The sequence below is a fragment of the Bradyrhizobium pachyrhizi genome (genome assembly GCF_001189245.1).
GTDB classification, from domain to species: domain Bacteria; phylum Pseudomonadota; class Alphaproteobacteria; order Rhizobiales; family Xanthobacteraceae; genus Bradyrhizobium; species Bradyrhizobium pachyrhizi.
On record NZ_LFIQ01000119.1, the window covers coordinates 310660 to 322564 of the forward strand.

Genomic DNA, 11905 nt, shown 5'->3' on the forward strand with positions numbered 1-11905 from the left:
GAAAATTGCACTCGTTCGGACGACTTCTCCGCGATTGCCTCCGGCGCACCGATTGCACACAAATGGCAAAAGATCGAACCGGCTCAGGACAACTTGCCATGCCCATCTTTGCCCGCCCCATCCCGCAAGCGCAGGCCGCATCATCGGCGACTGCGATGTCGCGCCGTCTTGCTGTCGCCGCCATCGGGCTGCTTGCGATGACCTCGCTGGTTCGGCCTGCGGCCGCCGAGGAAATCCGGATCGGCTACCAGAAATCGTCGACGCTGACCGCGATCCTGAAGACCAACGGCGCGCTGGAGAAGGCGTTGGCGCAGCTCGGCATCACCGTGTCGTGGCACGAGTTCACCAGCGGCCTGCCGCTGCTCGAGGCCATCAATGTCGGCAGCATCGATTTCGGAGCCGACGTCGCCGACACCGTGCCGATCTTCGCCCAGGCCGCCGGCGCCAAGCTCGCTTACGTCGCCGAGGAAACCGCTTCTCCATCGGCGCAGGCGATCCTGGTGCCGAAGGATTCCGCGATCAAAGCGCTGGCCGATCTCAAGGGCAAGAAGGTCGCGGTGACAAAGGGCGCGGGCAGCCACTTCCTGCTGCTGGCGGTGCTCGCCAAGGCCGGACTGTCCTTCAAGGACATCACGCCGGCCTATCTGACGCCGGCCGATGGCCGCGCGGCATTCGTCAGCGGCAATGTCGACGCCTGGGTCGCCTGGGATCCGTTCCTCAGCAGCGCGCAACGCCGGTCCGGCGCGCGCATCCTGACCGACGGCAGCGGCGGGCTCGCAAGCTACAAGCGCTACTATCTCGCGTCGGCCGCGTTCGCCGAAAAGCGGACCGATGCACTGAATGTGATCTTTGCCAGGCTGGTCGAAACCGGCACCTGGGTCAAAGCCAATCCGAACGTGGCCGCGGCGCTGCTCGCCGGCCTGTGGGGCATCGACGCCGCCACGGTGGAGGAGGCCAACAGCCATCGCTCCTACAAGGTCGGCGTGGTCACCGCGGCCGGCCTTTCCGAGCAGCAGAAGATCGCCGATACCTTCACAGCGGAAGGTCTACTGCCACGCAAGGTCGATACCGGCGACGTCAAGATCTGGGCACCGAAGGGATCGTGACGCCGCCGAACCTTTAGCGATGGCGCAGGCGGCGGTTGACCCGGCGCGCCAGATAGTCGCCGGCGGTCTGCACGGTCTGAACCAGCGCGATCAAAACGACGACGACCGCCAGCATCATTTCGGGCATGAAGCGCTGATAGCCATAGCGAATGCCGAGGTCGCCGAGGCCGCCGCCTCCGACGGCCCCAACCATTGCGGAGTAGCCGAGCAGGCTGACCACCGCGAGTGTCAAGGCCAGCACCAGGCCCGGCAAGGCCTCCGGGATCAGGACCTTGAACACGATCTGCAGCGGGCTCGCGCCAAACGAGGATGCTGTCTCGATCAGACCAGCATCGACCTCGCGGATCGCCGCCTCGACCAGACGGGCAATGAACGGCGTCGCCGCGATGGTGAGCGGCACGATTGCCGCGCCCGATCCGATCGAGGTGCCGGCAATCAGCCGCGTGAAAGGAATGATCGCAACCACCAGGATGATGAACGGCGTCGAGCGGGCCGCATTGACGATCACGCCGAGCAGGCCATTGGCTGACGGCGCGGCGAACAGCTCGCCTTTCCGGCTGGTCGCCAGGAAGACACCAAGCGGAAGGCCCAGCGCGGTCGCAACCAGCGCGGCCACCGAGACCATGAAAAGGCTCTCGCCCGTGGCCTGAACGATCAGGTTGATGAGTTCACGCGACATGGCCGAGACGCTCCACCAGAATGTCATGCTGAGAAAGATAGGCTAGGGCCTGCCTGGCCGCGGCTTCACCGCCGGGAATGCTGAGGATCAGCGAGCCCACGTGCTGGCCGCCGATCTCATCGATGCGGGCCGACAGCAGCGCCACGTCATGGGAAAGTTCGCGCGAAAGCCGCGCCACCACGGTGTCGCCGGCCTCGGTGCCGCGCACCTGCACGCGAAGGACCGCCTGCCCGCCGGCAACCGGCTGTGGCGAAAGGCGGCTCGCCAGCGAGACCGGAACACTGTCCCCGATCACCTCGGAAAGGAACGCCTGCGTGACCGGATGCCGGGGATGCGTGAAGATTTCCGCGACATGGCCGCGTTCGACGACCTGGCCGCCGTCGATCACCGCGACTTCCTTGGCGAGCTGGCGGACCACCGACATCTCGTGGGTGATCAGCACGATCGTGACCCCGAGCTCGCGATTGATGTTGGCCAGCAGGTCCAGAATCGCGCGCGTGGTCTGCGGATCGAGCGCCGACGTCGCCTCGTCGGACAACAGCACATTCGGCCGCGTCGCAAGAGCGCGCGCGATGCCGATGCGCTGCTTCTGGCCGCCGGACAATTCCGAGGGATAGCGATCGTACTTGTCGGCAATGCCGACGAGCTCGAGCAGTTCGGCCACACGGACGGCGATGTCTGCCCTGGACCAGCCCGCGATCTCGAGCGGCAAGGCGATATTGTCCGCCGCCGTCCGCGACGACAGCAGGTTGAAGTGCTGGAAGATCATGCCGATCGAGCGCTGCGCCAGGCGCAGCTCGCGGCCGGCAAGCGCCGAGATCTCGCTGTTATCGATGACGACGCGGCCGCTCGACGGCTTCTCAAGCCCGTTGATGAGGCGGACGAGGCTCGATTTGCCGGCGCCGGAGCGGCCGATCACGCCGGTGATCGAGCCGCGCGGGATCGCGAAGTCGATCGCCTGCAGGGCATGCACGCTCGGCTTGTCGCGATAGGCCGGATAGACCTTCGAGACGGCCTCGAAACGGATCATGGCATCGCTCGCGCCTGATGCGAGCGGGATGGGCGGCAGCGGCGCAACAGCCTGCGCCGTCGTCAGGGATTGATGTACATTCATTCAGTCGGTCCAATTAGGAAATGGCTTCGGTCGCCGGGAGCAGCCGGGCTCAATGACCAAAGAGCAGATAGCTGCGATCGATGCCGCGGAGATCGCGCGTCTCGTCGGTCCAGCCGACCGCGCGGCGGTAGCTGCCCAACGCGGCAGTCTGCCGCAACGCGACCACGTCGGTCGGGCGAGGCTCCTCCGCATAAGGCGACACGTAAAGCGCGTCCTCGGGACAATACAATTCGCAGAGGAAACAGGTCTGGCAATCGCCCTGACGGGCGATCACCGGGATCCCCTCCGTCTTGTCGAAGACATTGGTGGGGCAGACGTTCACGCAAATGTCGCAGGACGTGCAGCGCTCGGCGTCGATCACCTCGATCATTCCGCGGCCTCTGAGTAGCTGGCATCGGCATGCGGCCGCACCGTGGTCCAGACCTCGTCCAAGCCGCCGCTCGTCACGTAATGGCGTTGGCGGTCGTCTTGATAGGGATAGTCGTCGCGGCGATGCATGCCGCGGCTTTCGTTCCGCGCCAGCGCGCTGCGGTACATCCAGCGCGACGTCGCCAGCATGGCCGCGCTCTCGCGGGCACGCAGCAGATCGTCCTTGCTCGCCGCATCGGCCGATGATGCATCGACCCACGCCGCATCCAGCCGCTCGAGGGCGCTTTCGAGACGCGAGGCGTGCCGGAAGTAGTTCAGCTCATACGGGTAGACCTCGTCCTGGACCGCTTTTGTCAGCGTGGCGGGCTCAAACGCGCGACCCGCCTTGCTTCGGAACGCGACGGTGCCGGCGGACGCCAGTCGTCGCTGACGTGCTGGGCCCAGCTGCCTTGCATAGCCGGCAGCGCCCCATCCGGCCCAGGTCCCCGATGACATCGCCCAGGCGGCGTTGTGGCTGCCGCCGCCGGTGAAGCCGCCGCAGATCAATTCGCGCGTCGCTGCGTCACCGGCGGCATAGAGTCCCGGCACGCTGGTGGCGCAGCTGTCGTCGACAATGCGAAGGCCGCCGGTGCCGCGCACGGTGCCTTCGAGCCGCAAGGTGACGGAAAAACGCTCCCTGAAGGGGTCGATGCCGGTGCGATCGAACGGCAGGAAGAAATTCGGCTGCGACGCGCGCATGTGACGCTGCACGTCGTCGTCGGCCTTGTCGAGCCGCGCATAGACCGGCCCCTGAAGCAACGCGCGCGCAATCGCCGATCGCCCGCCCTTGGATGCCGCACCGGGAACGACGCTGCCGTCCTCGTAGCTGAAGGTCGCCCAGCCATAAAACAGCGTCTTGGTCACGGAGCCGAACGCCGGCGAGATCGCATAAGGATTCGAGAATTCCATGCTGCTGAACTCGGCCCCGACCTCCGCGGCCATCAGATAGCCGTCTCCGGTCAGCACATTCGATCCCAGCGTCTTGCTCAGGAACGCGCAGCCACCGGTCGCGATGACGACGGCCTTGGCGCGCACGATCCAGCGATCGTGCTTCTGGCGGCGCACGCCGCTGGCTCCCGCAACCGAGCCGTCGTCATCCACCAGCAGTTCGAGCGCCGGACTGTGATCAAGAATGGTGACGCCGGCCTGCTTGGTGCGCTTGCGCATCAAGCGCATGTATTCCGGCCCCTGCAGCGAGTTGCGCTGCGACGTGCCGGTGTCGTCGACCGGGTAAGGGTAACCCCAGGCGGCCAGACGATTGCTGTCCTCGTAGGTCTGGTCGAGCACGCGCGCCATCCAGCGGCGATCCTGCAGGTGCCCGCCCATCTTTTCGCGATTGGCCATCGCGGCCTCGCGCAGCGCCGGCTTGGGATCGACATACCAGACGCCGGTGCCGGCAGCCGCGGTGGCACCCGACGTGCCGCAAAATCCCTTGTCGGCGAGCACGACGCGAGCGCCGCGCTCGGCGGCGCTCACCGCGGCCCACGTGCCCGCCGGTCCGCCGCCGATCACCAGCACATCAGCGTCGAATTCGACCGAGCCGCCTGGCGCGGTTCGCTGTTCGGCGCGTCGCTCGTGGACTGTCATGGTTCAGTGCTCCGGGCGGCACCGATTGCTTGCAACGCGCCGCAACAGCATCGTTACGCGCGCAGGCCGCTCTGGCAATTTCAGATATTTGCGCAGACTTGGACGAAGCTTCCCCTGCCGCGGCACGTGGCAGAATATTCATGCGGCGGCGGAGAGGACGTTCCGTTCATTGCAGAAGATCGACACCGGATTTGTCCGCAGATCACGCAGCGGAGACGGATATTTCTTTTTGCATGCACGCGCCGGTCGTTCGTTTTCATGTGGCCTGACAGGCGATACTTCGTGAGTTGTCTCACCTCACTGCGTGGCAGCCATGTCCGATCGTCAGCTTCACCTCAATGTCAACCTGCTGCACTCCGGCGTCTATGCGTCGGCGTGGCGGCTGCCCGAAAGCGATCCTCGCGCCTGCTTCGACGTCGGCCATTATGTGCGCGTGGCTGAGATCGCCGAACGCGGCAAGCTCGATGCGATCTTCCTTGCCGACACACCGGCGATCACCGACCGCATCGACTACCGCTCCTTCATGTCGATGGAACCGACGATCGTGCTAGCGTCGGTGGCCGCGGCGACCAGCCATGTCGGGCTGATCGCGACCGCCTCGACCACCTACAACGAGCCCTACAACATCGCGCGCCGCTTCGCGACCCTGGATCTCGCGAGCGGCGGCCGCGCCGGCTGGAATGCGGTGACCACTGCCGACACGTCGGCCAGCCGAAATTTCGGCCTCAGCAACGTGCTGGAGCACAAGGCCCGCTACGAGCGCGCCAAGGAGTTCGCCGAGGTCGTCCATGCACTGTGGGACAGTTGGGAGGACGACGCCTTTGTCGGCGACAAGTCCTCGGCGCGATTTGTCGATACGTCGAAGGTTCATCCGATCGCGCATCGCGGCGCCCATTACGCCGTGGCCGGTCCACTCAACGTGCCACGTTCGCCCCAGGGCCGTCCGGTGACCGTGCAGGCCGGCGGCTCGAGCGACGGGCGTGACCTCGCTGCCGCGCAGGCCGAAGCCGTGTTCACGCTGGCGCAGACGATCGAGGAAGGCGTCGCCTATGCGCGCGATCTGCGCGCCCGCGCCGCGACCTACGGCCGCGCCGGCGACTCCATCGTCATCCTGCCGGGCCTTGCCACAGTGATCGGCAGCACCGAAGCCGAGGCGAAACGGCGGCAGGATGAGCTGTGGGAGCTGGTTCCGATCGAGTACAGCCTGGCGCGTCTCGCGGGCACATTGCAGGTCGATCCTGCGATCCTTGAGCTCGACAAGCCGCTACCCGATCCGCTGCCGCTGCCGGCCAACGCCAACCACACCATGTTCCAGGGCACGGTGAACCTTGCCCGCCGCGGCAACCTCACCGTCCGGCAGTTGTTGCGCGCGCTCGGCGGCGGGGTCGGACACCGCATCATCGTCGGTACGCCCGAGCAGATCGCCGACGACATCGAGGCCTGGTTCAAGGCTGGCGCGGCCGACGGATTCAATCTGATGCCGGACGTGCTGCCGACGGGACTCGAGGTCTTCGTCGACAGCGTGGTGCCTATCCTGCAGCGCCGCGGTCTATTCCGAACCGATTATGCCGGCACCACCTTGCGTGAGCATTTTGGCTTGCCTCGGCCGATCAGCCGCTTTGCACGTCGGACGGAAGCCGCCGCAACCGCGTGACGCAGTTACCGCGAGCTCGCCAGCAGTGCTGGGGTGTCATTCGCAACAGATGACGCTTCGCGGACGCGCGGGATGATCTCCTTCGCAAAGCGCTCCATCTCGGCCTCGAAAGGCTGGAATTGCAGCATGAATAACTCGATGCCTGCGGCATGGAACGCCCCGATCCTGGCGGCCACGTCATCATAGCTGCCGACCAGACCGGCAGCGGTGCCGCCGTTGCTGCCGACCCGCTCCGACTTCTGCATGGTCTGCATCATCACGACCTTCGGGTCGGTGTTCTGTCGCTGGATCGCCTTCATCGAGGCGTCCTTCCGCGACAGCTCAAGCAGCCGCTCATAGGCGGCCTGGGCCTCGGCCTGCGTCTGGCGCGCGATGACGAAGGCGGACAGCCCGAAGCGAAGCGGCGCCGACGTCCGCGGCCGCGCCGCCACGTCGGCAATGAGGCCCGCAACATCCTCGAGCGGCTGACCGTTGATGAACCAGACGTCGCCGCGGTCGGCGACCAAAGCGCGCGCCGGCTCGGACTCGCCGCCGACATAGATCAATGGTCGCGGTCGGTAGAGGCTCGACGGCCGCAACAGATAATCGCGGACATCGAAATGCTCGCCCTTGTAGGTCAACCGCTCGCCCTGCATCAGGCGCGAGACAATCGTGATCCACTCGCGGCCATAGGCGTAACGGGCATCATGCTCGGCAAAGCCGATACCGGCCTTGTCGAGTTCGGGCCGGTTCCAGGCATTGACCAGGTTGATCGCGAAGCGTCCGCGGCTGATGTTCTCGATCCCGAGCGCGAGCTTGGCGAGAACCACCGGATGATAGAGATAGGGCTTGATGGCCGCGATGATCTCGATCCGGCTGGTCAATGCCGCAACGGCCGCCGCCGCGCTCCAGGCCTCGAGCTGATCGAAATCCTCCTGATGCGGATTGATGGTGTGCTGCGCGATCAGCGTGGAATCGTAGCCCAATGCCTCGGCGGCAAGCACGAGGTCGCGATTGCGCTCCCACGATGCGTCATACGGCTCTTCTGGATCCTGATAGGCCGCGCGCGAACCATGGACCAGCGCCCAGATGCCAAAGCGAAGCGGTCGTGTCGACATGCCGTCTCTCCGATTTCCCTGACGTTACGTCGGTGTGTTTTCAAAGAAGCACGGCGACAGATCAAGCAGCGGCGCATCAAAAGATTTTCCTTGCCGCGCCGCGCGCGCCGATAAACCAGAAAACTCCGGACGTAGCGACAATTGGAATACGGCTCTATTTCTGTTCGAGAAAATTCGTGGGACAGTTTGCGTCGCATGAGCCGCGCGCGCTTTCGAACGGACGAACCGTCGATCGAGAGAATGGCGGACCATGCCGCGCGCGATCAATGATGCTCGCGCGCAATGTTAGACGAGGACAGAACAGACTTGAGCAACCTCGAACAGGCTGCGTCATCGATCGCGTTTGAGTCAACGCCGCGCAGCGATCAAACGGCATCGCCGTCCCGGAAGGCACGAGTAGAGATCGACCGGCGCGGCATGCTGCTGCTGTCGTGGCTCGCCCCGGTCGTGCTTCTGATCGTCTGGGAGTTGCTGGCGCAAGCCGGCTGGCTCTCGCCGCAGGTGCTGCCGGCACCGAGCAAGGTCGTCCGGACGGCATTCAAGCTGGCGACGTCCGGAAGCCTGCTGAACGATCTCGGCGCCAGCCTGCTGCGCGCAACGGCCGGTTTTGCGATCGGCGGCAGCGTCGGATTCGCGCTCGGCATCCTCGTGGGCTTCTCGCGAATCGCGGAGGCTGCGATCGACCGCAGCATCCAGATGATCCGCGCGATCCCGTTTCTCGCCGCGCTGCCGCTGGTGATCGTCTGGCTCGGCGTCGGCGAAGCCCAGAAGATCTTCCTGGTCGCGCTCGGCGTCGCCTTCCCGATCTACATCAACACCACGCTGGGCATCCGGCAGGTCGACCCGAAGCTGCTCGAGCTCGGACGCGTCCAGGGCCTCGGGACACTCGAGCTGATCCGGCGCGTCATCCTGCCCGGCGCCCTGCCCTCGATCCTGACCGGTGTGCGCTATGCGCTGGCGACCGCGTGGCTGGCGCTGGTGGTCGCGGAGACCATCGGCGCCCAGTCCGGCATCGGCTTTCTCGCCATGGATGCGCGCGAGTTCCTGCGCACCGACGTGATCGTGCTGACGATCGCGATCTATGCGCTGATCGGCGTCGCCGCCGACGGCATCGCGCGCACCCTGGAGCGACGGCTATTGGCCTGGCATCCGAATTATGGAAGCGCGCGATGACACTGCACGCCGTGCCCTCACCGGCCGCGATTGCGCCGGCCGTCGCGGTGACGGGACTGCATCGCGCCTATGGCAGTCGCGTGGTGATCGAGAACCTCAACCTGCGCATCGAGCGCGGCGAGTTCGTCGTCCTGCTCGGCGAAAGCGGCTGCGGCAAGACCACGCTGCTGCGGGCGCTGGCCGGCCTCGATGCGATCGACGGCGGGCGCATCACGGCACCACGGCGCCCCGCCGTCGTTTTCCAGGAGCACCGGCTGCTGCCCTGGGACAGTCTGTGGCGCAACGTCTCGCTCGGCCTCAATGCGACCGACGCCCGCCAGCGCGCCGCCACCGCGCTCACCGAGGTCGGACTCGGCGGCCGTCTCGATGACTGGCCGCGCAACCTCTCGGGCGGACAGGCGCAGCGCGTGGCGCTGGCGCGCGCGCTGGTGCAGGAGCCCGAGCTGCTCTTGCTCGACGAGCCGTTCGCAGCGCTCGATGCGCTGACCCGCATTCGGATGCACGATCTGGTGCGCGAGCTGGTCGCCGTCCATCGACCCGGCGTCCTCCTGGTCACTCACGACGTCGACGAGGCGATCGCGCTCGCCGACCGCATCCTGGTGATGCGCGAGGGCCGGATCGCGTTCGAGCATCGCATGAAACGTAACGGCGCAGCGCCTATCGCCCGCACCGACCTGCTGGCGGAGCTCGGCGTCGGCACCTCTCACCCCATTCCTGCCTGAGGACCACTCAATGTCTATCCCCCGGTTCACCAACCCCACCCGTCGCAGCTTCCTTGGCGGCGCCGCCTTCGGCATCGGCGCGCTTGCCGGCTTTGACCTGTCCGAGCCGGCGCATGCGGCGACCGGCCGCGTCACCGACACGGTGCGTCTGACCTGGGGTTTGAGCGGCCTCAATCTGATCGCCAAGGAGCGCGGCGAGTTCGAGAAGCTGCTGGCCAGGGACGGCATCAAGGTCGAGTGGCTCGGGCCGTTCCCCAATCATGCACCGACGCTGCAGGCTGTGACCGGCGGCAGTGCCGATTTCAGCTTCGGCGGCAGCACGACGCCGGCACTCGCCGCGATTATCGCCGGCTCGCCGCTGGTGTTCACCCAATTCGTGGTCTACGAGCCGCGCACCACGGCGATCATCGCGCGGGATGACTCTGGCATAAACAAGGTCGAGGATCTCGTCGGCAAGTCGGTGGCGGTGAACCGCTCGGGTCTCGGCGAATTCCTGCTGGTTGCGGCGCTCGAGAAGCACAAGGTCGACCGCTCTAAGGTGACGTTCGTCTATCTCAACCCGCCGGACGCAGCGCCGGCGCTGGCCTCCGGGAAGGTCGACGCCTGGTCGATGTGGAGCCCGGGCGTCGATATCGCGCGGCTCGAATACAAGGCGCACGACATCTTCCTGGAAGGTCGCGATCTCGAGTTCCAGATCGATTACACGTCCTACCTGACCACCCGAAAATTCGCGACCGACAATCCTGCGCTGGTCCGGGCCGTCAACGATGCCTTCCGCGCCGAAGGCAAGTGGATCTCAGCGAACAGCAAGGATGCCGAATACATCGCGCAGAAGGCCGGCAAGTACAGCGACCAGGTCCGCGACCAGTTCATCGCGCTGAACCGGCAGTATCGCTACTTCGCCGCCAACGACGAAAACTTCCTCGCCGAGCTGCAAAGGGCCGCCGACTGGCTGGTCGCGCGCAAGGTGCTCCCGGAGCCGATCAAAGTCACCGACCACCTGGCCCAGCTCTGATCAGCAGCCGTCATATCAATCAACGCCATTCGGGTGATACCAATGAACAAGCCTCTGTCCGCCACCTCGCTGGAGCCTTCCGACCGCCTGCCCAACCGCGCACCCGATATCGACGCGCTGCTCGGCCGCATCGCGGAAGGCGCCGCCGACCGCGAACGCGAGCGCGTCCTGCCGTTCGCGCAAGTCGATCTCATTCGCAAGGCCCGCCTCGGCGCGTTGCGGCTTCCGATCGAATCCGGCGGCGCCGGCCTGTCGATTCGCGCATTGTTCGAGATCGTCATTGGTCTCGGCGAGGCCGACGCCAATGTCGCGCATATCCTGCGCAACCATTTCAGCGTCGTCGAACGCCTGGTGCGCCGGCCGAAGGACGATCAGCACAGGCAGTGGCAGAAGGCAGTTGCCGACGGCGCGATCATCGGGCTCGCGGCGACCGAGCTCGACACGCCGAAGATCGGCAATGTCACGCCGAACACGACACTCACTGCCGACGGCGACGACTACCTGCTCAACGGCACGAAATACTACAGCACCGGCACACTGTATTCGGACTACGTCCTCGTTCGCACCGCCGACACTTCCGCCACCAATGCTGCCGTGCTAATTCCGGTCAACCGCGAGGGCATTGAGCTCATCGACGACTGGGACGGCCTCGGGCAGCGGCTGACGGCGACCGGCACCACCCACTTCCGCAACGTGCGCGTCAAGCGCCAGGAAGCCGTGTTCGACGCACCGGATACCGGCTACGGCATTCCCTACTCCAACACATTTGCCCAGCTGTTCCTGACTGCGATCAATGCCGGCATCGCGCGCGCCGTGCTGCGCGACGCCAGCGCCCTGGTGCGGACCCGCAAGCGGACGTTCTATTACGCGCCCAGCGAGCTTCCGGCGGACGACCCGCTGCTGCAACAGACCGTCGGCCAGATCGCCAGCGGCGCATTCGCGGCGGAGACCGTGGTGCTTGCGGCCGCGGAGGCGCTCGATATCGCCACCAATGCTTTCGATGCAGGCGACGAAAAGGCCGTCGATGCGGCGCACAGGGCCGCGCTGCTGTCGGCCAAGGCCAAGATCGTTGCGGACGAGTTCGCGATCCGGAGCGGCAGCCTGCTGTTCGACGTCGGCGGCGCATCGGCCACCAAGAAGGCGACTAATTTCGACCGCCACTGGCGCAACGCGCGCACCCTGGCGTCGCACAATCCAAACACCTTCAAAGCGCGCTCGATCGGACAATACGAGATCAGCGGCACGCCGCTACCCGCCAAGGGCTTCTTCTAGAGTTCCGTTCCGATCGAGTCGGAACGGAGCCTAGATTCCTGTTTTGATGCGTTTCTTCACGCGAACCGGTATCCACTT

General features: G+C 65.8%; 11 protein-coding genes. 6 read left to right on the forward strand and 5 right to left on the reverse strand.

The genetic code is table 11. From position 1 onward, the window contains the following. Positions 1–98: 98 nt before the first annotated feature. Positions 99–1106 carry an aliphatic sulfonate ABC transporter substrate-binding protein gene (locus AKL29_RS36410; protein WP_050387468.1) on the forward strand — a complete coding sequence of 336 codons (1008 nt, stop codon included), beginning with the start codon at positions 99–101 and terminating at the stop codon, positions 1104–1106. Positions 1107–1119: 13 nt separating this feature from the next. Here the strand turns inward: AKL29_RS36410 and AKL29_RS36415 are convergent, their stop codons facing one another. From AKL29_RS36415 to AKL29_RS36430, 4 genes are read right to left on the reverse strand one after another with little or no spacing between them, the layout of a single operon-like run. Beyond that, positions 1120–1785, reverse strand: coding sequence for a methionine ABC transporter permease (locus tag AKL29_RS36415; RefSeq protein WP_050387469.1), 666 nt, complete (start codon positions 1783–1785; stop codon positions 1120–1122). After that, positions 1775–2899, reverse strand: coding sequence for a methionine ABC transporter ATP-binding protein (locus AKL29_RS36420; RefSeq protein WP_050387470.1), 1125 nt, complete (start codon positions 2897–2899; stop codon positions 1775–1777). Before AKL29_RS36420 ends, AKL29_RS36415 begins: the two co-directional genes overlap by 11 nt. 49 nt (positions 2900–2948) lie before the next feature. Continuing rightward, entirely contained in the window at positions 2949–3269 is a 321-nt protein-coding gene (locus tag AKL29_RS36425) for a 4Fe-4S dicluster domain-containing protein (RefSeq protein ID WP_016840109.1), read from the reverse strand. Next, positions 3266–4894 carry an FAD-dependent oxidoreductase gene (locus AKL29_RS36430; RefSeq protein ID WP_050387471.1) on the reverse strand — a complete coding sequence of 543 codons (1629 nt, stop codon included), beginning with the start codon at positions 4892–4894 and terminating at the stop codon, positions 3266–3268. Before AKL29_RS36430 ends, AKL29_RS36425 begins: the two co-directional genes overlap by 4 nt. Positions 4895–5207: 313 nt before the next feature. Between AKL29_RS36430 and AKL29_RS36435 the strand changes: the two genes are divergently transcribed. Beyond that, on the forward strand, positions 5208–6548 hold the full coding sequence (locus tag AKL29_RS36435) for an LLM class flavin-dependent oxidoreductase (RefSeq protein ID WP_028333353.1): 1341 nt from the start codon (positions 5208–5210) through the stop codon (positions 6546–6548). A 5-nt stretch (positions 6549–6553) separates the two neighbouring features. Here AKL29_RS36435 and AKL29_RS36440 read toward each other — a convergent pair whose 3' ends face one another. After that, positions 6554–7645 carry an LLM class flavin-dependent oxidoreductase gene (locus tag AKL29_RS36440; protein WP_028333354.1) on the reverse strand — a complete coding sequence of 364 codons (1092 nt, stop codon included), beginning with the start codon at positions 7643–7645 and terminating at the stop codon, positions 6554–6556. A gap of 417 nt (positions 7646–8062) precedes the next feature. Between AKL29_RS36440 and AKL29_RS36445 the strand changes: the two genes are divergently transcribed. From AKL29_RS36445 to AKL29_RS36460, 4 genes are read left to right on the forward strand one after another with little or no spacing between them, the layout of a single operon-like run. Further along, entirely contained in the window at positions 8063–8818 is a 756-nt protein-coding gene (locus tag AKL29_RS36445) for an ABC transporter permease subunit (protein WP_152977927.1), read from the forward strand. Beyond that, positions 8815–9540, forward strand: coding sequence for an ABC transporter ATP-binding protein (locus AKL29_RS36450; protein ID WP_050387473.1), 726 nt, complete (start codon positions 8815–8817; stop codon positions 9538–9540). Before AKL29_RS36445 ends, AKL29_RS36450 begins: the two co-directional genes overlap by 4 nt. Positions 9541–9550: 10 nt before the next feature. Then, entirely contained in the window at positions 9551–10555 is a 1005-nt protein-coding gene (locus AKL29_RS36455; RefSeq protein WP_050387474.1) for an NrtA/SsuA/CpmA family ABC transporter substrate-binding protein, read from the forward strand. 42 nt (positions 10556–10597) lie between these two features. After that, on the forward strand, positions 10598–11827 hold the full coding sequence (locus tag AKL29_RS36460) for an acyl-CoA dehydrogenase family protein (protein WP_050387475.1): 1230 nt from the start codon (positions 10598–10600) through the stop codon (positions 11825–11827). Positions 11828–11905 lie beyond the last annotated feature (78 nt).